Origin of the sequence: Pseudomonas sp. MYb185, from assembly GCF_002979975.1 — a bacterium.
GTDB lineage: Bacteria > Pseudomonadota > Gammaproteobacteria > Pseudomonadales > Pseudomonadaceae > Halopseudomonas.
Genome location: NZ_PCQD01000015.1, coordinates 15,247 through 38,723, shown reverse-complemented (window position 1 = coordinate 38,723; position 23,477 = coordinate 15,247). Strand labels below are relative to the sequence as shown.

The window sequence follows — 23,477 nt, the reverse complement described above, 5'->3', positions numbered from 1 at the left end:
GCCGACAAGCTGTGTACCAGTACACATTTTGTCTGTAGCCTGAGAGCTGAGGACGATGGCAGATCGTCTTGGCATATCGAGACGGCGACCGTTCCGGAATATCAACCAGTGACACACAAGATGTTTGCAAAGATGGAAATTCAACTAACCTTTATGCAGGGGCCAGATCAACCGGAGCATGAGGATGACAGCGGCCTGGCGGTAGAAACGGGAAAGCCCGAGCTGAAGCCGCCGGCGCGCTATCAGGTGATCATGCTCAATGATGATTACACTCCGATGGATTTCGTGGTGGAGGTGCTGGAAACCTTTTTCATGCTGAACCGGGAAACAGCTACACAGATCATGCTCAGGGTCCATACTGAAGGCAGGGCGGTCTGCGGAGTCTACTCGCGGGACATTGCCGAAACCAAGGCAGCCCAGGTAAATGAATACGCCAGGGAATGTCAGCACCCGCTGATGTGTCAGATAGAACGGGAAGCGTAATAAAGCGACCGAGGTCGCATGATGAGGGGGCACTATGCTTAACAGAGATCTGGAGATCACCCTGAACCTGGCGTTCAAGGATGCCCGCAATAAACGCCATGAATTCATGACGGTCGAGCACCTGCTGCTCGCCTTGCTCGACAACCAGGCTGCCATTGCGGTGCTGCGCGCCTGCGGTGCGGATATGGAGCGCCTGCGCCGGGAGTTGTCCGAGTTTATCGATTCCACCACGCCCCTGATTCCCGTCCAGGACAGCGAACGGGAAACCCAGCCCACTCTGGGTTTCCAGCGTGTGCTGCAGCGCGCGGTATTCCACGTACAGAGCTCGGGCAAGGGCGAGGTCAACGGCGCCAACGTGCTGGCGGCGATTTTCAGCGAACAGGAAAGCCAGGCGGTATTTTTCCTCAAGCAGCAGCATATTGCCCGCATCGATATCGTCAACTTCATTTCCCATGGCATATCCAAGGTGGCCGACGACAGCGAGAGCATGCAGGTCGACCAGGAAAGCATGGATGAAGAGGGCGGTGAAACCGTTGCAGCGAACAACCCTCTGGAAGCCTATGCCAGCAACCTGAACGAACAGGCCCGGCTGGGGCGGATCGACCCGCTGGTCGGTCGTGCTGCCGAGGTCGAGCGCGTGGCGCAGATCCTGGTACGCCGGCGCAAGAACAATCCGTTGCTGGTCGGCGAGGCGGGGGTGGGCAAGACTGCCATCGCCGAGGGGCTGGCCAAGCGTATCGTCGATGGCGAAGTACCGGACATTCTTACCGAGGCAGTGGTGTATTCGCTGGACCTTGGCGCTCTGCTGGCGGGTACCAAATACCGTGGAGACTTCGAGAAGCGCTTCAAGGCCTTGCTCAAGGCGCTGAAGAAACGGCCCCACGCGGTGCTGTTCATCGACGAGATTCACACCATCATCGGTGCTGGTGCGGCATCCGGCGGGGTGATGGATGCCTCCAACCTGCTCAAGCCGCTGCTGTCCTCGGGAGAGATACGTTGCATCGGCTCCACCACCTTCCAGGAATTTCGCGGCATCTTCGAAAAGGACCGCGCCCTGGCGCGGCGCTTCCAGAAGGTCGATGTGGTCGAACCCTCGGTCAGCGATACCATCCAGATCCTCAAGGGGCTTCGCAGCCGCTTCGAGGATCACCATGGCATCCGTTATACCGACGAATCGCTGAAGGCTGCTGCCGAGTTGGCCGATCGCTATATCAACGACCGGCACATGCCGGACAAGGCGATCGACGTGATCGACGAGGCGGGCGCCTACCAGCGGCTGAAGCCGCAGGAAGAGCGGCCCGAATGCATCGACGTTGCCGAGGTCGAGGCCATCGTTGCCAAGATCGCGCGCATCCCACCCAAGCACGTGTCCACCAGTGACAAGGAGCTGCTGAAGAACCTCGAGCGCGATCTCAAGCTGGTGGTGTTCGGTCAGGACCAGGCCATCGATGCGCTGAGCACGGCGATCAAGCTGTCCCGTGCCGGACTCAAGTCAGCCGACAAACCGGTGGGCTCCTTCCTGTTCGCCGGCCCCACCGGGGTCGGCAAGACCGAGGTCACCCGTCAGTTGGCCAAGAGCCTGGGCGTGGAGCTGGTGCGCTTCGATATGTCCGAGTACATGGAGCGGCACACCGTGTCCCGGCTGATCGGGGCGCCGCCCGGCTATGTCGGTTTCGATCAGGGCGGACTGCTTACCGAAGCCCTGAACAAGACACCGCACTGCGTGCTGCTGCTGGACGAGATCGAGAAGGCGCATCCAGAGGTCTTCAACCTGCTGTTGCAGGTCATGGATCATGGCACCCTGACCGACAACAATGGGCGCAAGGCCGATTTCCGCAATGCGATCATCGTGCTGACCACCAACGCCGGTGCCGAGTCCATGGCACGGTCCTCGATTGGCTTCACCACCCAGGATCACTCCACCGACGCCATGGAGGTCATCAAGAAGACCTTCACCCCGGAGTTCCGCAACCGCCTGGATACCATCATCCAGTTCGGCCGGCTCAGTCACGCCAGCGTCAAGTTCGTGGTGGACAAGTTCCTCACCGAACTGCAGGCACAGCTGGAGGACAAGCACGTGCTGCTGGATGTGGACGATGCCGCCCGCGACTGGCTGGTGGAGCACGGCTACGACCCGCTGATGGGTGCTCGGCCCATGGCACGCCTGATCCAGGACAAGATCAAGCGGCCGCTGGCCGAGCAGATCCTGTTCGGCGAGCTGGCCGAGCATGGCGGCACGGTGCACGTCACGCTGCGTGACGGCGAACTGGTACTGGATGTGCCCGAGGAGGAAATGGCCTGATCCGAGTCGGGCCGGGCGGGGCGGGGCATCAGCCCCCGCCCGGTCAGGACTCAGAGCTTGAACTGCGCCCAGATCGGCGCATGATCCGAGGGTTTTTCCATCCCGCGGATAGCGTAATCGATACCGGTATCGACGCAGTGTTCGATCAGTCCCTGGCTGGCCATGATCAGGTCTATACGCAGCCCGCGTCTGGGGTCGTCTTCGAAACCGCGACTACGGTAGTCAAACCAGCTGAAACGATCGGCGACGGCAGGATTCATATGACGGAAGGTGTCGACCAGCCCCCAGTCCTTGAGCTTCTGCAGCCATTCACGCTCTTCGGGCAGGAAGCTGCACTTGCCGGTGCGCAGCCAGCGCTTGGCATTGGCTTCACCGATACCGATATCACAGTCCTGCGGCGAAATGTTCAGATCCCCCATCACCACGATCCGTTGCTCGGGGCTGAAGCTCTGTTCCAGATGGGCCTGCAGGTCGGCATAGAAACGGGTCTTGGCCGGGAACTTGATCGGGTGGGCGCGACTCTCGCCCTGGGGAAAGTAGCCGTTGAAGACGATCAGGGGCTGACCGTCAGCACAGGGCAGCGCAGCGCTGATCATCCGGCATTGTGCCGCTTCGCCATCCTCCGGAAAGCCCTTGCGTACCCACAACGGCTCCTGCCGGGTCAGCAGGGCAACGCCATAATGGCCTTTCTGGCCATGAAAGTGCACGTGATAGCCCAATGCCTGAACCGACTCCAGCGGAAAGGCCGGATCATCCACCTTGGTTTCCTGCAGACCTATCACATCGGGTGCATGTTGCGTGACAACCTCTTGCAATTGATGAGGCCTTGCCCGCAACCCATTGATATTGAAAGAGACTATTTTCATTGCGTACCTGTCATAAGAGATCGAAAAAGCCGCAGCAATGCTCGGCCTGAAACGGTGTGCATGTTAGCATCACCTGCAGGTCCGTTGATGTTTCAGCATGGCCGCGAGATGGCATTGTGCGCGCTACCGCTTCGGCAGACCCTAGCCCCTTAGTTGCTGGAAGAGAACATGGTTCGTTTTTTTGTGCTGGCGGTGCTGCTCCTGCTTACCTCGGCGGTGTACGCTGAGCTGGAAGTGAGGATAGAACCGCGCAACGACCCGGCCAGAAGAAATATCGAAGCTTATATCGGTCCCATTTCCGCGGACAGCCGTCAGGCCATGTGGCGCCTGGCCCGTTCCAGTCGCGAACAGGCACTCAGTGCGCTGCAGGCGCTCGGCTACTACCATGCGCGAGTACGGCCGCGAGTCACTGGCAGTGAGACCGAGCCGGTCCTGGTGCTGGAGGTAACTCTCGGCGAGCCGGTGCTGCTGGACGAGGTAACCCTCGATATCACCGGAGCCGGGCGCGATACCGAGTACTTCAGCTTCCCGCGCAGCCGCTATCTCATGCCCGGCGCCCAGTTACACCATGGCCGCTACGAAGATACCAAGTCCCTGCTGGAAAACCAGGCGCTGCGCTATGGTTACTTTTCCGCCGAATTTCTCGAAAACCGACTACTGATCGACGTCGATCAGTATCTGGCCGACATCATCCTGCGTTATGACACCGGCGAGCGTTATCGGCTGGGAGATGTCAGCTTTTCCGATACGCCGTTCGATCCGGACCTGTTGCAACGCATGGTGCCATTTCGCCCTGGGGTGCCCTACGACTCCGACCTGATCGCCGAATTCAACCGTGAGCTGCTCTCCAGTGGCTATTTCGAAGCGGTACAGGTATCGGCGCCACCGAACCTGGCGGTGGATAACGAGATTCCGGTACAGGTCAATCTCAAGGCCCGCAACCAGCATACCCTGGGCTTTGGTGGTGGCTTTTCCACGGACGTGGGTCCGCGCGCCAAGGCCGACTGGACCCAGCACTGGCTCAACTCCCGGGGCCATAGCCGTGGCGCCGAGCTGGAGCTGTCCGGACCACGGCAGAAGGTATCCTCCTGGTATCAGATCCCGTTGACCCCACCGCAATCCAGCCACCTGCGTTTCTTTACCGGCTGGCAGCGGGAGGACATCGACGATACCGAAAGCGAGAGCCTGGTAGTCGGCGGCCTGTTCCAGCGGCGGCTGGACAATGGCTGGAACCGCAGCATAGGGCTGCGCCTGGAGCAGGAGCGCTACTCCCTGGGTAACGACTCGGGTCACAGTACACTGCTGATCCCCAGCCTGGGTTTCCAGCGCACCATCAGCGATGACACCATGGACCCGAGCCGGGGTTATAGCCTGATGATGGACCTGCAAGGCGCCAAGGAGGGGATAATCTCGGATATCGACTTCGTCAGGCTGAACATGTCCGCCAAGGGTCTGTATACCCTGTGGGACAACCATCGTTTTCTGGCCCGTGCCCAGGCCGGCGGGATAGCGAGTAACGGTTTTGCCAGCGTACCTGCTTCGTTGCGCTTTTTCGCCGGTGGTGACCAGAGCGTGCGCGGCTATGACTATCGCACCCTGGCCCCCACCGATGACACCGGCGACCGCATAGGGGGGCGCTATCTGCTGGCCACCAGCGCGGAGTACCAGTACGAGTTCAAGCCGAAGTGGCGTGTTGCAACCTTTGTCGATCATGGTAATGCCGTGGACAGCTGGAAGGACCCGATGAAGACCAGTGCCGGCGTGGGTATCCGCTGGGTTTCCCCGGTCGGCCCGATACGCCTGGACCTGGCCAGGTCGGTGAGCGACCCGGATGAAGGTTTCCGAATCCACTTTTCCATGGGGGCAGAGCTGTGAGGCGCTTTCTTCTCAAGGCCCTGTTGCGCGGCCTGCTGATCCTGCTGCTGGTACCGCTGTTGCTGATCGCGCTGCTGGCGGGGTTGCTGTCCAACGAGGGAGTCAATCGCTGGTTGATGAACAAGGCGCCTGAACTGGAGCCGCGCCTGGAGCTCGACTTCACTGGTGGTCAGCTCTGGCAGGGATGGCAGTTTTCGCGCCTGCGCTGGACGGACACGGGTATCGACGTGACCGTCGAAGATCTGGAGCTGGCCTGGTCACCCGGTTGCCTGCGCGGTAAACGGGTATGCATCGATGTGCTCAGCGCCGAACGCATCAGCGTCATCACCAGCGAGGATGATAGCCCCAGCGAACCCCGAGAGGACATCAGCCTGCCTGCCATTCAATTGCCGCTCGGCATACAGCTGCAGCAACTGCGGATCGGCAGCATCTGGCTCGATGACGAACAGGCGCTACTCAGCGATATCCTGTTGCAGGCTCAGGCAAGTGGTGATCAATTGCATATCAGCCGGTTCAGCGGAACCGGGCCTGATCTGACATGGGATGTGGAAGGGGATGTGCGCATGAGTGGCGACTGGCCGCTGCGCATGCTCGCCGATCTGCAGTTGCCCGCCGTGGATGAGCGCCCCTGGCAGTTGCAGGCCCGCCTCGGCGGCAGTGTCGCGGACCTGCAGCTGGAGGCTCGTAGCAGCGGCTACCTGCCCGGCATACTGACTGCCACTGTCCATCCGTTACAGGCGGAGCTACCTCTGCAGGCGCATTGGCAAGGCGAATCCTTCCTGGCACTGCAATCCTTGCCGCCAAGCCTGACGCTCGATGATCTGGTACTGGATCTGCAGGGCGACCTGGAAAAGGGTATCGCCCTGCAGGCCAACGGCAATCTGCCGGGAGAGGGGGGGAACATCAGCCTTGATCTGCAAGGGCAGGTCATGACTACCGGTATCTCGGGGTTGAATCTGCAGCTTTGGGTTACCGAGCAGCCGGAGCGAGATCTGACCTTGTCCGCCGACGCCGATTGGAGCGAGGAGCTGGCTGCCCAGGCCCAGTTGGCCATGCGGCAGTTTCCCTGGCAGTGGCTATACCCGCAGGATATCGGGGGGCTGGAAGTGCAGCAGTTGGGGGTGCAGGCCCAGGTGCATGGCGAGCGATTCAGCTCCGATCTGCAGGCGCAGCTCACCGGGGTGGCGGAGCAGACCGCCAACCTGACGCTGTCGCTGGTGGGCACGCCGGAGGAAATCACCATCGCGCCCCTGGCCCTGACGACGGACAATGGCCGCCTCAGCGGGCAGGCTGTCATAGGCCTGCTGGACGCCATCAGCTGGAATGCCAACCTGCTGCTGGAGGAATTGAATCCGGGCATGTTCGTTGCCGAGCTGCCCGGCTCGCTCAGTGGTCCGCTCAGCAGCGAAGGCAGTATCCGCGAAGGCGACCTGCAACTGTCCGCAGGCTGGGACATTGGCGGCACTCTGCGCAGGCAACCGCTGGCCCTGTCCGGCGCGCTGGCCGGGGCCAACGGGCAATGGCGGATCAATGATCTGCTGCTGCGCCAGGGAGAAAACCGCATCGCCGGTGCCGGGCACTGGGGCACCACGGTAGAGGGTCGCTTTGATATCAATCTGCCCCAACTGCGCACCCTGTGGCCCGGGCTGGTTGGCAGCCTGAGCGGTACCGCATTGGCGTCGGGCGCCGCCGATGCGCCGAAGCTGACCCTGGACCTGCGCGGCGAGCGGGTAGGCTACGACGACTTCGGTCTGGCCCAACTGGCGTTGGACGGTAACGTCACTTTCAATGAACAGCTGCCCGGTGCGTTGAACCTGTCGGCAACCCGACTGCGCAGTGGTGATACCCGGCTGGGTGATCTCAATCTGTCCGCCGAGGGCAACAAGGCGTCGCATCGCCTGGCCGTCGACCTCCAGGGCGGCATCGTCGAACTGGATACGCACTTGTCCGGCCGTCTTACCGACGAGCGCTGGCAAGGCCAGTTGAATACGGGCAGCATCGCCAGCGACGAGATGCTCTGGCAACTGGACAACCCGGCTACGCTGAGTTACCGCTTGGCCAATGGCGATCTGCGGCTCGGCGGGCATTGCTGGAGCCATCAGCACAGCCGACTGTGTTTCAATGGCGAACAGCGGCTGATGCCTGATCGGCAGTTGCATGTGCAGCTCAGTGATTTCCCCCTGGCCTCGCTGCAACCGTGGCTGCCCGAAGATTTCGCCTGGAATGCCAGCCTGAACGCCGATGCCCAGTTCCGTCAATCGGCCGGTGCGCAGCCGACCGCCAATGTGCTGATCAGTAGCCGCAATGGCGAGATCACCGTCAGCAATCCGGAGCAGGAACTGCAACTGCCATACGAAACTCTCGAGTTCAGCGCTCAGCTGGACCCCAGGCGGGCGCGCACCCAGTTGCAACTGCTCAGCAGCGGGCTCGGCAATCTCGATGCGCAGGCCGACATTACCGACCCCAGTGGCGAGCAGCGTCTCGAAGGCAGTTTCCGGTTGAGCGATGTGCAACTGGATGTCCTGCGGCCCTTCCTGCCCCAGGTGGACACCCTCACTGGCGACCTGATCGGCAGTGGTCTGCTGAGCGGAACCCTCAGCGAACCCCAGGTGCAGGGCGAAATCCGCCTGCGTGATGGCCATGTCAGTGGCCCCGAGCTACCGGTCAGTTTCGAACAACTGCAGGTTCTGATCGGCATCGACGGGCAGCAGGCCAATATCGATGGCCAGTGGCGCAGCGGCGCAGGGCAGGGCAGGCTTGCCGGAACTGCCGCCTGGGCGCCTTCGCTGGCGGTGGATATCGACCTGACCGGCAATGACCTGCCGATCCATGTAGACCCCTACGCCGATCTGCTGGCCAGCCCTGACCTGCACATCGGGCTGGCCGATAACAACCTCAAGCTCACCGGTACCATTGCCATCCCCGAAGGCGAAATCACCGTGCGTGAGTTGCCAGCGGCGGCCGTGAGGGTATCGGCCGATGCGGAGATCGTCGGCGCCGAGGAAACAGTGGATGAGGAGCTGCCGATGGGCATCACCGCCGATATCCGCCTGGCCATCGGGGACCAACTGCACTTCAGCGGCTTCGGTCTCACCGGGCGGCTCAGTGGGCTGTTGCAGGTCAGGGAGAACATGACCGCCACCGGCGACCTGAACATCCTCGACGGCCGCTTCCGTGGCTATGGCCAGCGGCTGGAGTTGCGCCGGGCGCAGATCCTGTTCGCCGGGCCGCTGAGCAAACCCTATCTGGATATCGAGGCCATCCGCCGGGTGGATGACGTGATCGCCGGGTTGCGTCTGACCGGCCCGGCCGATGCACCGGTGTCGGAGGTCTTCTCCGAACCGACCATGGCCCAGGAGCAGGCCCTGGCCTATCTGATACTCGGTCGCCCACTGGGTGCCGACGGCGGCGACAGCAACCTGCTTGGCCAGGCGGCGCTGGCACTGGGCATGGCTGGCAGCGCGCCGCTGGCGCAGAATATCGCTGGCTCCCTCGGCATCGAGGACTTCCAGCTCGACACCGAAGGCAGCGGCTTGACTACCAGTGTGGTGGCGACCGGATACATCACCGAAAAACTGAGTTTGCGCTATGGTGTAGGGGTGTTCGAGCAGGCAAACCAGCTGGCTCTGCGTTACGATCTGACCAAGCGCCTGTACCTGGAAGCTGTGGGTGGCCTGGCCAGCTCACTGGATTTTTTCTACCGCATCGATTTCTGATGCATCACTGCAAGACTGAAGGAGTTTCACATGTCGAATGTTACATTGCGGGGCAATCCGGTCACCGTGGGCGGCACACTTCCCGCTCCTGGCGATAGCGCCCCGGCGTTCTCCCTGGTGGGCCAGGACCTGTCCGATGTGAGCCTGTCGTCTTTCGCCGGCAAGCGCAAGATCCTGAACATCTTCCCCAGCGTCGATACGCCGACCTGCGCTACCTCGGTACGCACTTTCAACACCAAGGCCAGCAGCCTGCCCAACACCGCCGTGCTGTGCATCTCTGCAGACCTGCCGTTCGCCCAGAGCCGCTTCTGCGCCGCTGAAGGGCTGGAAAACGTGACCAACCTGTCGACCCTGCGTGGCGCCGAGTTCATCCGCAACTACGGCGTAGCCATCGAAAGTGGCCCCATGGCTGGCCTGGCTGCACGCGCGGTGGTGGTGCTGGATGAGAACGACAAGGTGCTGCACAGCGAGCTGGTGTCGGAAATCGGCAATGAGCCCGACTATGACAAGGCGCTGGCTGCGCTGTCCTGAGCGTTATAGTCACACTCAGGATACAGGAGGCCGCTTGAATGCGGCCTCTTGCTGTTCAGCGGCCCTTGATCGGAATGCCCTTGATCGAGTTGGCGCGCTGATCATCCAGCGAATCGTAATAGCTGTCCTGGGTGGTGGACAGGCTTTCGTGGCGTAGATCCGCCTGCAGATCCTTCATGTCCCTGAACGGCGCATCCAGTGTCGCAGATGTATGCCGCAACCAGTGCAAACTGGCTGCGCGTAAAGCATCACAATCCTGCTGCAGACCTTCCTCGATCATGCGCTCGCACGCGATATCGAATACCTGCTGGATCAGCTCGCGAATCCGCCGGTCAGACAAGCCGGCGCGGCCATCCAGAGATGACAGCAGCGGCGTTTGTTCGCCAGGGTAGGGCAGGTCGGTCAGCCCCAGACTGGTGCGATACCGCACAAGGTAAGGCAGATAGCTGTCCCGCACGCTCACCTTGGCCGCCTTGTTGCCCTTGCCCACAACATGGAACCACCAGTTATCGCCGGCCTTCTTGAAACTACCCATGGTGGGTCGCCAGTTATCCCGTCCAGTCAGGTCCGATACTCGCAGGTACATGGAAAACAGCGTGGCAAGAATGAATAACGTACGCTCATGAAGTTCAGGCTCCTGATCGGCCAACTGCTCAGCCGTTTCGATCACGAACTCCCATTGCAGCTGGGTCAGGGAGCGGCTGGTGACCTGAGAGACCACGCTCTGCTTGTATCTGGATTTCTGTTTTACTGCCCGGAAAGGGTTGGCATCGGTGTAATCCTCATCGATACAGAATTGATAGAAGCTGCCGCAGACAGTGAATACCTGGGCGATGGTCGTCTGCGACATCTGGTAACCCTGGATCTCCGGCATGCCTGAGTTGTTTTCATCGGCCAGCTTGCGGGTGGCCTTGTCGACGGTGTAATTGAATGGCCGCCATTCGGGGTTGACCTCAAAGGTATCGGAGTCCGCTTTCTTGCGGCCACCAATGCGCAAGAACCGGGACTTGGTTCCAGGGCCAACCCAGTTTTCAGGTGGATTGAGGCAAAACTCCAGGAAATCTTCAGCATCCTGACGACGCAGATGCAGGATGGGCTTTCTACGCACCAGCAAGCACCACAGCAGCAGACGTTCAACGTGGGTGCGATAGCTATTGAAGGTTGCCTGATTCGCCGCATAGGATTTCAGGAACAGCTTGACCACCGAATAGCCAGCCACGGCCTCGGTGGGATTCGGGAATCGATCGAGCGTCGCCAGCACAGCAGGCAGTTCGGCATCCAGGTTGTGACGAGTCAGGGACTCGAAGGTTTTGTAGGTATCAAATAATGGGACAGGTTGAGACATGGATATAAAGGTCCATAAGCCGACAGCAATATGCGCAGGCACGCAGATTAACACATGCGCGATATCCGATAATGGCTAATATCGGAAACAGGAAGCGGGATGTCTGGGCGGGATCCCGTATGTTCGCATAATCTATATTATGTTAAATCGCATATTTATCCGGATGGGTCCTTGGGTATGCCAGCCCCTCATGGCTACAAACCAAGCCCTCTGTGCGTTATAGTTCGCGCCCTTGATGGCATGCTGAAAACCACTGCGGTTTTTCCTCCTTTCCATTTTCCGGTTAAAGTCCTGCTACGTGTCCGCCCAGCTATCCAATATCCTCGCAGCCATTCTGCCCATACTGCTGTCCCTGCTGGTCGGTTATGCGGTGGGCAAGCGACTGCCCAAGCCTGTTGTGAAACCGCTGATCCGCTGCATCACCCCCGTGGTCTGGATAATTCTGTTCGTGATCGGCCTGGATTCGGGCGCGGCCTTCAGCAGTCTCGCCTCGGGCATGCAGGTGCTGAAGCAGGCGGCGATCTATGCCTTTACCATCAGTGCCGTGGTATTTGTCTGCCTCCTGCCGCTGAACCGGCCCGGCACCGCGCAGGCAGACAGTCCCGGTGGCTGGCGGGGACTCTGGTATCCGGTCAAGGAGTGCCTGATCGCCTTCGGGCTGGTTCTGCTCGGTGCCTTTGCCTGGCGCCTGCAATGGCATGACAACAGCATTGGCGCGGTGCTGCTGAACATTTCCTGGTGGCTCTACGCCCTGCTGTTCCTGATCGGTCTGGACCTGGCCCAGGTTACCATCAGCCGCTCCTGGCTGGCCCCACGTGTGCTGAAAATCCCGCTGCTGGTGATGCTGGCCTCCATGCTGGCTGGTGTGCTGCTGAGCTGGCTTACCGGTGAGCGGCTGGCCGTGGCCCTGGCCCTGAGCACCGGTTTTGGCTGGTTCAGCCTGTCCGGCGCCCTGGCTGGACAATACCTGGGCGAGGCCTATGGCAGCGTAGCCCTGCTCAACGACCTGATGCGCGAACTGATCGGCCTGACCGTGGTGTTCATGCTGGGGCGCAACTTTGCCAACAGCAGTATCGGTGTCTGCGGTGCAACCGCCATGGACACCACCCTGCCCTTTGTGCGCCAGGCTTGCCATTACGAATATGTGCCCACCGCCATCATCAGCGGTCTGATTCTGACCATTGCTGCGCCCTTCTTCATGCTGTTCTTCCTCAGTTTTGTCTGACGCAACAAAGGTCCGGCAAAATGGCGCTCCTTTGTTGATAGACTGTAGCCCGACAGGCAGAGGCCATGTGACCGCTGCCACTGGACTGCTGATGAGAGGAAAGACATGTCTGCTCAACCACCCATGTACGGTACTCAGGACGCTTCCTATCAGGCCGCTGGGGGTATCGAAGGCATTCGCCAACTGGTGGATGATTTCTACCGGATCATGGATAGCTGGGAACCCGCCCGTGCCATTCGGGCCATGCATGCCGAGGATCTGACCCTTGCCCGGGACAAACTGGCCTGCTTCCTCAGCGGCTGGCTGGGCGGGCCCAAACTGTTCCAGGAGCGTTACGGTTCGATCAGTATTCCCATGTTCCATACCAGTTGGCCGATTGGCGAGGCTGAGCGGGACGCCTGGCTGGGTTGTATGGCTCAGGCGATCGAGTTGCAGCCCTACACGCCCGAATTCAAGGAATATCTGCTGCGCCAGTTGCGGGTGCCCGCCGAGCGTGTCGTCGCAGTGCAGCGCAAACCCGGCGTATGATTCGCTCAGTTTTCCTGTGCTGGCCGGCTGAGCAAGCGCAGCCGGCGTGGTCTCTGTAGTAGCCAGTCATCCAGCGTTTCTGCCCATGACGCTGGGGTGAGTTGCTCCAGGGCTGTACAGACGCCGTTCACCGCTGCACCAGGCAGTCCCAGCCCCTGGGCCCAATGCAGCTCCAGCTGACCAGATGGCGAACGGGACTGCGCGCGTAGATGACTTGCCAGCTGCTGCGCCTGGTGTCGGATCTGCGCAAAGTGCAGTTCAGCCAGGCGCTTGCGCTCGCTCTCCAACCAGTTGCTCACGGCGATCTCGATCTGCTGATGATCGTGAGTGGGCGATTGCACCAACAGGATGAGCCCCGGGGTTCCAGCCACTTCGTGGTAACGGGCCACGACCCAGTAACCCAGTTGCTGGCGGGTACGCAGCTGGTCAAAAAAGGACGCGCCGATATGCTGGTGCAGCAGTTGCCAGCTGGCACGCTGGTCCAGGCTGCTTGAGCCGGCCTGACAATAGAGAAGGTAGGCCCGGTCAGCGTGCTGGCAGTCCACCCGAATGGTGGTGGTGCCCTCCCCCAACAGGCGCAGCGCAGGGGGCTGCCAGTTGAAGGATTCTGCCAGTCGCGGGCAGAGCTGTTGCAGGCTGGTGGTTACCGGCTTGAGCCACTCTGCCTGCCACTCCTGGGGATACAGCCAGGCTACCTGAGCGGCTGCTGGTTGTGCACTGTCGGGATTGTTCGGTGTCGGGTTCAGCTGGATATCGAGCTCTTCCAGCAGGCGGTAGGCAGGCAGCGCCTGCCGGCGCTCGTTGAGATTCCTTTGATGGCGATGCTCGGCCAGATGCTGCAGGGTCGGATCGGGTTGCCGGGCCAGCGCCGCTACCACTGCGGCGACACCCGCCCGGAGTCCTTGCCGCGGACCCTGCAATTCAAGCCAGATCAGACCTGCCTGATCCTGCCACGCCAGGCTGATACCACAGGCGCTAGCCCAGCCATGTAATGGCTCGGTCTGCAGGTTCCACAGGACTTTGAGCCTGTCCCGCTGGTAACGATCCAGTCGCCCCTCTGGCCAGCACCAGGCAAGACGGACAGTATCTCTGCCCTGCCCCTCGGACTTGATCGGCAGAGGGATGCTGCGCAATCCTGGCAGTGAGTCGCAGTCGGCCCCGGCGTGGCATTCAGCTTCCGGCTCGGCAACTGCCCAGATCGGCCAATCCGCCTCGGCCAGCGCCTGACCGTGGCCTGCGACGGGTTGCCAGTTCAAGGGGCTGAAGGCGAAGTGGGTACGCGTCCAGGCCGCTTGTTGCGGCAAGGCGGTCTCGTCCTTCTGGCTCTGGACGAGCAGGACGCTCTCGGGTTGCAGCTGTTCAAGCAACCCAAGCCAGGATGGCTGATCAAGTCCAGCCCACTGGCCGGTACTTTCCAGAATCTGTTCCGGTGGCTGGTACAGGGTGCGCTCGGCCTGCATGGTGAGCCAGTGCAACGGCTCCCCCCGTAGGCCATGGGCAAAAGCCTGATCGGCGAGTTGCTGCCGGGCAGCCTGTGGCCAGGCTGGTATCGGGGTCAGTCTCAGTGCCGTCAACCAGGAGAAGAAGCCATTGAGCAGCGCGGGATAGTCACTGTCCCCGATCAATGGGTCAAGCTCGATACGCAATAAGCTTTGCTGGTCGGTGTAATGCTGGGTGCTGACCTGCAGCTGGGCAATCAGCCCCTGCCTGCGTAACCAGCCAAGCGCGCCGGCAGGCGCTGGACTGGCCAGCCATTCACATAGCCAGCCGAGGGCGCTGGCGCCCTGCCCGGTTTGCACATTGTTCAATGCAAAGAGCAGTAGCCACTGGTTCTGCTGGGCGCAACTCTGCCAACGCAACAGGCCGGGTAATGCCTGTGGCGCAAAGAGTGGCCCAGGGCTGAGACGTGGCGCTTGAGGTTTGGCAGGCAGGCGTTCAGCCAGCCGGGCGGCAAACAATTGAAGCTCTGCCATGGGCTGTGGCGCATGGATCAGTACGCAGCCATTCGCCGCCTGGTAATGCCGACTGTGAAACGCCCGCAGCGCTTCGGCCAGAGCCTCGGGTTCAAGCCCCAGAGTGCTGAGGTTGCCTGCACTGAAACGGCTCAGGGGATGGGCCGGGTTGCAGACCTGGCCCAGGGCAGCCTGCTCGTGCAGTGCGTCATCCGCCAGCCGGGTATGAAACTCGGCATCGATCACCTGGCGTTCCGCGGCCACTGCCTCAGGGGACAACAAGGGGGCTGTCAGCATGTCTGTCAATTGGGCCAGGCAGGCATCGAGTCCGGCCGGGGTGACGCTGAAATGGTAGCGTGTGCGCTGCGCTGCGGTGCTAGCATTGAAGCGCCCGGACCACTGGCTTACCAATTGCGGAAATGAGCCGGCCTGGGGGTAATCCGCCGAACCCATGAACAGCATATGTTCGAGCAGGTGCGCCAGGCCGGGGAGATGTTCCGGCTCGTCGTGACTGCCCACGCGGAACTGGACCACGCAGCTGGCGGCATCGGCCATGGGGTCACTGACCAGCAGGCAGAGCAGTCCGTTCGAGGCTATGTAGAGCTGGTAGTGCCGGCCATCGTTGGGTAGGCGTGGTAGTTCCAGACTTTGCATGGGGGCTCTATGTTCTCCGGAGAGGCATTCGGGGCGGCAGCGCTGCAGGCGTAGCGCAGGGGCGCTACACCCCGAGCAGTTCAGTCATTACAGATACATACGGTAGAAGGCTAATTCCTTTTCTAGAACTTGTCGCAAACTGTCGGGCTGGCGAAAACCATGACGCTCCTCCTCGAACCTGACGTACTGCACGGCTACGCCCTGCTCTTCCAATACCGCGACCATCTGCTCGGTCTGGGCCGGCAGCACCACCGCGTCCTGCATGCCCTGGAAGAAAATCGTCGGTGTGCTGATGGCTGCAGCCTGGGCCAGCGGCGAGCGCTGTTGGTAGCGCTCGGGCTGCTCATGGGGGGCGCCGATCAGCCAGTCGATATAGTCGGCCTCGAACTTGTGGGTGACGCTGCGCAGCTGCAAGGGATCGCTCACACCATACAGGCTGCCCGCCGCGCGGAAGCGCCCGCTGGCACTGACCAGGCTGTTCAGTGTGGTAAAACCGCCGGCGCTCTGGCCGCGGATAAACACACGTGCTGGATTGATCAGTTTACGCTGGTCCAGATGCTCAATGGCCGCCAGCACATCCTCCACATCGGTCACGCCCCAGTTACCCTGCAGCCGCTGCCGATAGGCCCTGCCGAAGCCGACACTGCCACGATAATTCAGGTCGGCGACGGCAAAACCGCGCTGGGTCCAGTACTGGATACGGTTATCCAGTACCGGATAACAGGCCGAGGTCGGCCCGCCGTGGGTGAAGATCACCAGGGGTGGGAGTTCATCGGTCGACAGTCTTGCCTGGCTGTTGCATGGCGGATAATGGAAGCCATGGGCAATCTCCTGCTGCGCGGTTGGATAAGCCATGGGTTCGGGGCGGGAGATATCTTCCGAGCCCAATGTACTGGACGCCTGGGCCAAGACCCTGACCTCCCCGCTATCCAGGGAAATGCGCAGTACAGCTGCACTGCAGTCCGGTGAGCTGGCCAGGCAGAACAGGCTGTTGCTGTTGCAGGCCAGCCCGCGAAAGCGCGTATAACCTTGAGCCAGCAGTCGCTCTTCACCCCGATCGGCATGGCGCAGAGCCAGACGGCCATAGCCCTGCTCGCTCCAGCTCAGCGCCAGCCAAGCATCCGGCAAGGCCAGATAATGCCTGGGGGTGAGCTGCCAGGGCGCCGGCGCGTGGTCGGCAGCCCGTGACGGCAGCAGCTGCCATTGCTGGTCGGCCAACTGCCGCCAGGGCTGCCAGTGACCAGTGCGATCCGTCAGGCACAGCAGCTCACCGCGGTCACTGAATAGTGGCTGCTGCAGCGACTCATCATGTCCCATGCGCTCGACATCGCCCGGTAGCCCCTGACTGTCCAGCCTGGCCCAGCACAGGGTGCTGCTGGTCCAGGGCAGCTCGGGGCGCTGCCATTCGATCCACGCCAGGCGCTGGCCATCGGGGCTGAGACAGGGGCTGTTGTAGAAGTCCGCACCCTCGGCCAGCAGATGCCGGATACCACGCAGATCGATCGCTACCAGTCGGTGAGCCACCTCACTGCCACCATGCTGTTCCTCCACGGCGATGATACGGCGATGTACCGGGTCAAACACCAGCCCACCGTAGCGGCAATCGACAGCGCAGCTCAGTTGGGTACAGGACAGGTCATCGAACCGCTGGTGATAGAGCTGCTGGTCCGCCTCGTTGACGAACACCAGACCATCGCCGGCAAGACACAACGCGCCGCCGCCATACTCGTAGACCCGGCTGCGCACGCTGTAGCCGGGCGGCGTCAGGCGCCGTGTGCCCCTGGGTGTCCACTCGACTACCGCGCTGCGTCCCTCCCCTGGGAAAAACTCGACCCACAGCACCCGCTGCTCATCGCAGGTCAGGTCAGCGTAATCGGTGCCCGCGGCCACCGCATCGGCAGCGGAAAAATCACTGCGCCAGCGTCCGGCCCGCTCAGACCTTGCAGATGATTCTGGAGGTGCGTTCATTGCGAAAGGTCAGTTCCTCGATCGGTGGCTGGGGCAGTTCGGCCTCGGCCCGGGCGGACAGTATCTGGTGATGGTGCGGTGACTTGCTGCACACCGGATCGGCCTGGGTCGCATCCCCGGTCAGCATATAAGCCTGACAGCGGCAACCGCCGAAATCCTGGTGTTTTTCGGGACAGGAGCGACAGGGCTCCTGCATCCAGTCATCGCCCCGATAGCGATTGAAGCCGAAGGAGTCATACCAGATATGCGACAGGCTGTATTCGCTGACGCTGGGAAAGGTCACCGGCAATTGCCGGGCGCTATGGCAAGGCAAGGCCGTGCCATCCGGGGTAATGGTCAGGAAGATATTGCCCCATCCGTTCATGCAGCCTTTCGGTCGCTCCTCGTAATAGTCGGGGGTCACCAGGATCAGCTTGCAGGGGTGGCCCTGCTCCGCCAGTTGGGCTCGGTAGCGGTTGGTCACGGCTTCAGCGTGATCCAGCTGCGCCTTGGTCGGTAGCAGGCCGGCGCGATTCAGGTGGGCCCAGCCGTAGTACTGACAGGTGGCCAGCTCCACGAAGTCGGCTTCCAGTGCCAGGCACAACTCGATGATTTTCTCGATCTGGTCGATATTGTGCCGGTGGGTAACGAAGTTCAGCACCATGGGATAGCCGGCAGCCTTGACCGCCCGGGCCATCGCCAGTTTCTGATCGAAGGCCTTGCGCGAGCCGGCCAGCATGTTGTTCACCTCGCTGTCCGAGGCCTGAAAGCTGATCTGGATATGATCCAGCCCTGCCTCCAGGAACTGCTCGATGCGCGACTGATTCAATCCCATGCCGGAGGTGATCAGGTTGGTGTAATAGCCCATTTCCCGCGCCGCACCGATCAACTCAGCCAGGTCCTCCCGCACCAGCGGCTCACCACCGGAAAAACCCAGCTGGGCGGCACCCAGCGCTCGTGCCTGACTGAACACATCAATCCATTGCGCGGTGCTCAGTTCCTGTTTGTGCTCGGCAAATTCCAGCGGATTGGAGCAGTAGGGACACTGCAACGGGCAGCGGTACGTCAGTTCGGCCAGCAGCCACAGCGGTGGTCCCTGTTCGGGCCGGGGCTGGCTGTCAGCGAAAACGGATCCAGTGTTGTTCATGGGCTTCCCCGATAAAGGCCAGAACGTCTGCATCCAGCTCGGATGCAGACGGAAAGCTGGCTTGCAGTTCAGCGATGATCTCATTGACTGAGCGTTGACCATCGACCCGTTTCAATATCTCGGCAGCACTGTCATTGAGCTTGACCATACCCTCGGGGTAGAGCAGCACATGGCAGTCCTGCACAGGCTCCCATTGCATCCGGTAGCCCGGTCTGAACATCGGCACAACTGTCAGCGACGGTGTATTCACAGAGCGATCCCCCGGTGCCAGGCAGGCTGATCGGTGACCGTATGGTACGGTGCACGGCCCAGCTCATAGGCCATCGACATGGCATCGAGCATGCTCCACAGGATATCCAGCTTGAACTGCAGGATCTCGAGCATGCGCTGTTGGGCCTCGAAGGTCTGGTAATGGTCCAGGGTGATCCGCAGGCCATGTTCCACATCCCGGCGTGCTTCGCTCAGACGGCGGCGGAAGTAGCGATAGCCCTGTTGATCGATCCAGGGATAATGTTCCGGCCAGCTGTCCAGCCGCGACTGATGAATCTGCGGCGCGAAGAGTTCGGTCAGTGATGAGCTGGCGGCCTCCTTCCAGCCGGCGCGGCGGGCGAAGTTGACATAGGCGTCCACGGCAAAGCGCACACCGGGCAATACATGGCGCTGGTCAAGCAGCTCTGCCCGGCTCAAGCCGACTGCTTCGCCCAACTGCAACCAGGCTTCGATACCGCCGCCGGCCTCGGCGGTACCATCGTGGTCGATGATCCGTTGCACCCACTCCCGACGCGCAGCGGCATCGCTGCAGTTGGCGAGGATGGCGGCATCCTTTAGCGGAATGTTCAATTGGTAATAGAAGCGGTTGGCGACCCAGCCGCGAATCTGTTCCCGAGTGGCGCGCCCCTCATGCATGGCAATGTGGAACGGATGATGGATATGGTAATAGCGCCCCTTGTCACGCAGGGCCTGTTCGAATGCCGCACGGCTCATCGGTTCAACTGACATGCTGCTCTCCTTACAGGTTGATCAGCAATCCATCATGGGCAACCTCGATGCCGTGGCGCGTCAACTCCGCGCGTTCGGCCGAGTCTTCGTCCAGAATCGGGTTGGTGTTGTTGATATGGGTCAGCACCCGCCGGCTCTGCGGGTATGCACCGAGCAGCTCGATCATCCCGCCCTCCCCACTCTGCGGCAGGTGGCCCATCTCGCTGCCCAGCTTGGTTCCCACGCCAGCGTGGCGCATTTCATCCTCGCGCCAGAGCGTGCCATCGACCAGCAGGCAGTCGGCCATGGCCATGGCGTCTCGCACCTGGCTGCTGGGCTGGCCCAGGCCAGGTGCGTAGAACAGCACCCCGCCGGTGTTGCTATCGCGCACCAACAAGCCGATATTGTCCCCGGGATGCGGGTTGTTGCGATGCGGCGAATAGGGCGGCGCGGCGCTGCGCAAGGGGATCGGGGTGAAGTGCAGAGCCGGACAGGCGGGAACGCTGAAGCCTTCATCCAGTTCGATGCGGTTCCACTGCAAGCCACCATTCCAGTGTTCCAGCATATTGAACAGCGGAAAGCCGGTAGTCAGGTCCTGATGGACCATCTCCGTGCACCAGACCTGGTGGGGGCAACCTTCGCGCAGGGTCAACAGCCCCGTGGTGTGATCGATCTGGCTGTCCATCAGCACGATTCCACCAATGGCGGTATCGCGCAACTGACGGCCGGGTTGCAATACCGGCGTTTGCTCCAGTTGCGTACGGATATCGGGTGAAGCATTGCATAGCACCCAACTGCCGCTACCATCGGATAGCGCAATGGACGACTGGGTGCGTGACCGGGCATTGATCCGCCCCTTGCGCAAGCCATCACAATTACGGCAGTTGCAGTTCCACTGCGGGAAACCGCCACCAGCAGCAGAGCCCAGAATATGAATCAGCATGGTATGAGCCTCGGGGCGCAGCTGCCAGACCGGTTCGAGGTGCAAACCAGCCAGGCAGTGCGCTTGCGCTTAGCGGTTGGCGAAGTACATGGTGACTTCAAAACCAATGCGCAGATCGGTATAGCTGGGTTTTGTCCACATAATAGAGTCCTCCGGTGATTGATAGCTCAAGCTTGCCGACACCTGCCGACAAACTCGTTACGTACTTGAACCATACATCTACAGCTTTCTCTACCATAGGAGCCTGCCAGGCTCTGATCGTTCTCCTCTATTGCTCGAAAGAAACCGCGTCCAACATGGAACCCCAGGACCTGACCCAGCATCCCGGGGCTGATACTTCAGCTTGCCACAGCGCTGATGCGACGATGCTCATTGATCAGGTGGTCAACCACTGCCGGATCAGCCAAGGTGGACAGGTCGCCCAGCCCCTCATATTCAGCCGCTGCTATCTTGCGCAGGATGCGTCGCATGATTTTCCCCGAGCGGGTTTTCGGCAGGCCACTGGTCCAGTGAATGCAGTCCGGTGTGGCGATCGGGCCGATTTCGCGGCGTACCCACTGAATCAGTTCAATGCGTAGTGATTCGCTGGGCTGCACGTCCGCATTCAGGGTGACGTAGGCGTAGATCCCCTGCCCTTTGATATCATGCGCAACGCCCACCACCGCCGCCTCGGCCACCTGCTGATGCGCAACCAGGGCGCTTTCGATCTCGGCGGTGCCCATACGGTGCCCCGATACGTTCAGTACGTCATCCACCCGGCCGGTGATCCAGTAGTAGCCATCGGCATCACGCCGGGCACCGTCCCCTGTGAAGTAAACGCCTTTGAATGTGCTGAAATAGGTTTCGATAAAACGCGAATGATCACCATGAATGGATCTGGCCTGGCCCGGCCAGGAGTCGAGCAGTACCAGGTTGCCTTCGGCTTCGCCTTCCAGCAGTTGGCCTTCATTGTCCACCAGAGCAGGCCGGACGCCAAAGAACGGACGAGTGGCCGAGCCGGGCTTGAGCGCCGTGGCGCCGGGTAATGGCGTGACCATGATGCCGCCCGTCTCGGTCTGCCACCAGGTATCGACAATCGGGCAGCGGCCCTGGCCGACAGTCTGGTGGAACCAGTTCCAGGCTTCGGGGTTGATCGGTTCGCCAGCCGAGCCAAGTATCCGCAGACTGCTGCCGTCGGCACCCTGCACGGCAGCATCGCCCTGGGCCATCATGGCGCGGATGGCGGTAGGTGCCGTGTACAGGATATTGACCTTGTGGCTATCGATGATCTGCGCCATACGGGTGATATCCGGGTAATTGGGCACACCTTCGTACATCACGCTGGTGCAGCCGTTGGCCAGCGGCCCATAGACCATATAGCTGTGCCCGGTGATCCAGCCCACATCTGCAGTGCACCAGTAGGTCTCGCCGGGCTGGTAATCGAAAACCGTCTCGTGGGTGAGCGCGGCGTACAGAAGATAGCCCGCAGTGGTATGCACGATACCCTTGGGCTGACCGGTGGACCCCGAGGTGTAAAGAATGAACAGCGGCGCTTCGCTATCCATCGCCAGGGGTGGGCAGTGTGCCTCGGCTCTGGACATCAACTGGTCATAGTCATGGTCCCGTCGCGCATCCCAGGCAACGTCCGCACCCGTATGACGGACCACGATCACCCGGTTGACCGAGCGATCACCCAGCAGCTCGATTGCCGCATCGACATTCGCCTTCAATGGAATGCGCCGCCCTGCCCGGCAGCCTTCATCGGCGGTGACGACTATCCTTGAGCCGCAGTCCCCGATTCGGCTGCTCAGCGCCTCGGGAGAGAACCCGCCGAAGACCACCGAATGAATCGCACCAATGCGCGTGCAGGCCAGCATGGCAATAACGACTTCGGGAATCATCGGCATGTACAGGGTAACCACATCGCCCTGGACGACACCCTGTTGCTTCAGCACGTTGGCGAAACGGCACACCTGTGCGTGCAGTTCCCGGTAGCTGATATGTATCGCGGAGCCTGGCTCATCCGCTTCCCAGATGATCGCGGTCTGCTCCGCGCGCTCAGCCAGGTGGCGGTCCAGGCAGTTGGCCGACACGTTGAGCTGGCCACCGGTAAACCACTGGATACCGAACTGCTCGGTATCGAACGAGGTCTGCTTGACCTGCGAGAATGCGGTCATCCAGTCAATGCGCTTGGCTTGTTCCGCCCAGAACTGTTCGGGGTGGGAGATCGATGCCTGGTACAGCGCCTGATAACGGGGCTCATCGATATGGGCGTGCTGGGCCACGGCTGGCGGAACGGGATACAGATGGTCGGCGCTCATTGGATACCTCGGTAATGTATTGGAAATCTCATGGGCCCGCGTGGCTATTGCTCAATGGCAACGGTTTCCAGCCAGGCACGGATGGCCCAGAGCGCTTCCTGGCTGAGGAAGTCGGCCATCTTCGGCATGTACACCCGGCCATCACGCACGGCGCCGTTGACCACCCGTTCCTTGTACCATTCATCGCCGTAGTCGCCGGTCTCCAGATAGCGCAGGTCCGGATTGATGCCCCCGGAGATGCCGTCGAGGCCGTGGCAGGCGGCACAGTTCTGGTTATAGGCGGAAGCGCCGATGGTCACGGCGGTCTCGTATTGCGGATGACCTTCACGGTAAGGGTTGGACTCCAGCCACTCCTCTCCGAGCTTGTCGAGGCCCTTGGTGTCGACGGCTTGCGGCGTTACGTTGCCATGCGCCCAGACCTGGCCGGCTACCAGCACCAGGCTGATGGCGGCCAATTTCAGTGTTTTCTTGTACTGTGTCATCCTGCTTACCTCGCGGCCGTGTGATACGGATGGTTTTTATTCGGCTGTCGGCAGAAATGGTAGGAAGGTAGCGAGAAGCTCCCAATGCTGCTTTGGTGGTCGGGGGATGCTTCCTTGGTAGTAGGTACATGGGCGAGAGCCCCCGCCGGCGGGCCATGGCGCGGCGCATTCAGCTGATCACAGATGCCAAAGCAGCGTTTCTC

General features: G+C 61.2%; 18 protein-coding genes. 7 read left to right on the top strand and 11 right to left on the bottom strand.

Going from position 1 to position 23,477, the window contains the following annotated elements:
• Nucleotides 1-120: 120 nt before the first annotated feature.
• Complete coding sequence (gene clpS / locus CQ007_RS17055) at nucleotides 121-483, top strand: ATP-dependent Clp protease adapter ClpS (protein WP_105647061.1); 363 nt, start codon at nucleotides 121-123, stop codon at nucleotides 481-483.
• 34 nt (nucleotides 484-517) lie between these two features.
• Nucleotides 518-2,785, top strand: a complete 2,268-nt coding sequence (clpA, locus tag CQ007_RS17050) for an ATP-dependent Clp protease ATP-binding subunit ClpA (protein ID WP_105647041.1) — start codon at nucleotides 518-520, stop codon at nucleotides 2,783-2,785.
• A 50-nt stretch (nucleotides 2,786-2,835) separates the two neighbouring features.
• Here clpA and xthA read toward each other — a convergent pair whose 3' ends face one another.
• Nucleotides 2,836-3,651 (bottom strand): exodeoxyribonuclease III, encoded by an 816-nt coding sequence (gene xthA / locus CQ007_RS17045; protein ID WP_105647040.1) that lies wholly within the window; start codon nucleotides 3,649-3,651, stop codon nucleotides 2,836-2,838.
• A 168-nt stretch (nucleotides 3,652-3,819) separates the two neighbouring features.
• Between xthA and CQ007_RS17040 the strand changes: the two genes are divergently transcribed.
• Genes CQ007_RS17040 through tpx form a run of 3 tightly spaced genes read left to right on the top strand, consistent with a single transcriptional unit; the run spans nucleotide 3,820 to nucleotide 9,773 of the window.
• Nucleotides 3,820-5,526, top strand: a complete 1,707-nt coding sequence (locus CQ007_RS17040; RefSeq protein WP_105647039.1) for an autotransporter assembly complex family protein — start codon at nucleotides 3,820-3,822, stop codon at nucleotides 5,524-5,526.
• Nucleotides 5,523-9,242 carry a translocation/assembly module TamB domain-containing protein gene (locus CQ007_RS17035; RefSeq protein WP_105647038.1) on the top strand — a complete coding sequence of 1,240 codons (3,720 nt, stop codon included), beginning with the start codon at nucleotides 5,523-5,525 and terminating at the stop codon, nucleotides 9,240-9,242. The genes CQ007_RS17040 and CQ007_RS17035 overlap by 4 nt, the downstream gene beginning before the upstream one ends.
• Nucleotides 9,243-9,272: 30 nt before the next feature.
• Nucleotides 9,273-9,773: a thiol peroxidase gene (tpx, locus tag CQ007_RS17030; RefSeq protein ID WP_105647037.1), complete on the top strand. Its 501-nt coding sequence runs from the start codon at nucleotides 9,273-9,275 to the stop codon at nucleotides 9,771-9,773.
• Between the two features lie 55 nt (nucleotides 9,774-9,828).
• Here tpx and CQ007_RS17025 read toward each other — a convergent pair whose 3' ends face one another.
• The gene (locus CQ007_RS17025) at nucleotides 9,829-11,118 is read right to left on the bottom strand and encodes an integrase (RefSeq protein WP_105647036.1); all 1,290 of its coding nucleotides are present in this window, start codon (nucleotides 11,116-11,118) and stop codon (nucleotides 9,829-9,831) included.
• 298 nt (nucleotides 11,119-11,416) lie between these two features.
• Between CQ007_RS17025 and CQ007_RS17020 the strand changes: the two genes are divergently transcribed.
• On the top strand, nucleotides 11,417-12,343 hold the full coding sequence (locus tag CQ007_RS17020) for a lysine exporter LysO family protein (RefSeq protein ID WP_105647035.1): 927 nt from the start codon (nucleotides 11,417-11,419) through the stop codon (nucleotides 12,341-12,343).
• A gap of 105 nt (nucleotides 12,344-12,448) precedes the next feature.
• On the top strand, nucleotides 12,449-12,871 hold the full coding sequence (locus tag CQ007_RS17015) for a group II truncated hemoglobin (RefSeq protein WP_090539970.1): 423 nt from the start codon (nucleotides 12,449-12,451) through the stop codon (nucleotides 12,869-12,871).
• Between the two features lie 5 nt (nucleotides 12,872-12,876).
• On the opposite strand, the gene CQ007_RS17010 is transcribed toward CQ007_RS17015, so the two are convergent.
• The 9 genes from CQ007_RS17010 to pedF all read right to left on the bottom strand — a co-directional run bounded on the left by CQ007_RS17010 (nucleotide 12,877) and on the right by pedF (nucleotide 23,274).
• Complete coding sequence (locus tag CQ007_RS17010; RefSeq protein ID WP_105647034.1) at nucleotides 12,877-15,477, bottom strand: insulinase family protein; 2,601 nt, start codon at nucleotides 15,475-15,477, stop codon at nucleotides 12,877-12,879.
• Between the two features lie 87 nt (nucleotides 15,478-15,564).
• Entirely contained in the window at nucleotides 15,565-17,445 is a 1,881-nt protein-coding gene (locus CQ007_RS17005) for a S9 family peptidase (protein ID WP_105647033.1), read from the bottom strand.
• Entirely contained in the window at nucleotides 17,411-18,571 is a 1,161-nt protein-coding gene (gene pqqE, locus CQ007_RS17000) for a pyrroloquinoline quinone biosynthesis protein PqqE (RefSeq protein ID WP_105647032.1), read from the bottom strand. The genes CQ007_RS17005 and pqqE overlap by 35 nt, the downstream gene beginning before the upstream one ends.
• Nucleotides 18,543-18,821, bottom strand: coding sequence for a pyrroloquinoline quinone biosynthesis peptide chaperone PqqD (pqqD, locus tag CQ007_RS16995; RefSeq protein ID WP_105647031.1), 279 nt, complete (start codon nucleotides 18,819-18,821; stop codon nucleotides 18,543-18,545). Before pqqD ends, pqqE begins: the two co-directional genes overlap by 29 nt.
• Nucleotides 18,818-19,570, bottom strand: coding sequence for a pyrroloquinoline-quinone synthase PqqC (gene pqqC / locus CQ007_RS16990; RefSeq protein ID WP_105647030.1), 753 nt, complete (start codon nucleotides 19,568-19,570; stop codon nucleotides 18,818-18,820). Before pqqC ends, pqqD begins: the two co-directional genes overlap by 4 nt.
• 10 nt (nucleotides 19,571-19,580) lie before the next feature.
• The gene (pqqB, locus tag CQ007_RS16985; protein ID WP_105647060.1) at nucleotides 19,581-20,492 is read right to left on the bottom strand and encodes a pyrroloquinoline quinone biosynthesis protein PqqB; all 912 of its coding nucleotides are present in this window, start codon (nucleotides 20,490-20,492) and stop codon (nucleotides 19,581-19,583) included.
• A gap of 69 nt (nucleotides 20,493-20,561) precedes the next feature.
• A complete protein-coding gene (gene pqqA, locus CQ007_RS16980) occupies nucleotides 20,562-20,633 on the bottom strand; it encodes a pyrroloquinoline quinone precursor peptide PqqA (RefSeq protein ID WP_063607997.1) in 72 nt (23 codons plus the stop codon).
• Between the two features lie 197 nt (nucleotides 20,634-20,830).
• Nucleotides 20,831-22,792 (bottom strand): acetate--CoA ligase, encoded by a 1,962-nt coding sequence (acs, locus tag CQ007_RS16975; RefSeq protein ID WP_105647029.1) that lies wholly within the window; start codon nucleotides 22,790-22,792, stop codon nucleotides 20,831-20,833.
• A 44-nt stretch (nucleotides 22,793-22,836) separates the two neighbouring features.
• Nucleotides 22,837-23,274 carry a cytochrome c-550 PedF gene (gene pedF / locus CQ007_RS16970; RefSeq protein WP_105647028.1) on the bottom strand — a complete coding sequence of 146 codons (438 nt, stop codon included), beginning with the start codon at nucleotides 23,272-23,274 and terminating at the stop codon, nucleotides 22,837-22,839.
• Nucleotides 23,275-23,477: the final 203 nt, after the last annotated feature.

What these genes read in the sequence shown, in the direction of transcription:
- CQ007_RS17005 (WP_105647033.1), bottom strand. Translation starts at nt 17,445, where the DNA reads ATGAACGCACCTCCAGAATCATCTGCAAGGTCTGAGCGGGCCGGACGC.
- pqqB (WP_105647060.1), bottom strand. Translation starts at nt 20,492, where the DNA reads ATGCTGATTCATATTCTGGGCTCTGCTGCTGGTGGCGGTTTCCCGCAG.
- pedF (WP_105647028.1), bottom strand. Translation starts at nt 23,274, where the DNA reads ATGACACAGTACAAGAAAACACTGAAATTGGCCGCCATCAGCCTGGTG.
- pqqC (WP_105647030.1), bottom strand. Translation starts at nt 19,570, where the DNA reads ATGTCAGTTGAACCGATGAGCCGTGCGGCATTCGAACAGGCCCTGCGT.
- CQ007_RS17025 (WP_105647036.1), bottom strand. Translation starts at nt 11,118, where the DNA reads ATGTCTCAACCTGTCCCATTATTTGATACCTACAAAACCTTCGAGTCC.
- clpA (WP_105647041.1), top strand. Translation starts at nt 518, where the DNA reads ATGCTTAACAGAGATCTGGAGATCACCCTGAACCTGGCGTTCAAGGAT.
- xthA (WP_105647040.1), bottom strand. Translation starts at nt 3,651, where the DNA reads ATGAAAATAGTCTCTTTCAATATCAATGGGTTGCGGGCAAGGCCTCAT.
- CQ007_RS17040 (WP_105647039.1), top strand. Translation starts at nt 3,820, where the DNA reads ATGGTTCGTTTTTTTGTGCTGGCGGTGCTGCTCCTGCTTACCTCGGCG.
- CQ007_RS17010 (WP_105647034.1), bottom strand. Translation starts at nt 15,477, where the DNA reads ATGCAAAGTCTGGAACTACCACGCCTACCCAACGATGGCCGGCACTAC.
- clpS (WP_105647061.1), top strand. Translation starts at nt 121, where the DNA reads ATGTTTGCAAAGATGGAAATTCAACTAACCTTTATGCAGGGGCCAGAT.
- CQ007_RS17015 (WP_090539970.1), top strand. Translation starts at nt 12,449, where the DNA reads ATGTCTGCTCAACCACCCATGTACGGTACTCAGGACGCTTCCTATCAG.
- pqqE (WP_105647032.1), bottom strand. Translation starts at nt 18,571, where the DNA reads ATGAACAACACTGGATCCGTTTTCGCTGACAGCCAGCCCCGGCCCGAA.
- tpx (WP_105647037.1), top strand. Translation starts at nt 9,273, where the DNA reads ATGTCGAATGTTACATTGCGGGGCAATCCGGTCACCGTGGGCGGCACA.
- acs (WP_105647029.1), bottom strand. Translation starts at nt 22,792, where the DNA reads ATGAGCGCCGACCATCTGTATCCCGTTCCGCCAGCCGTGGCCCAGCAC.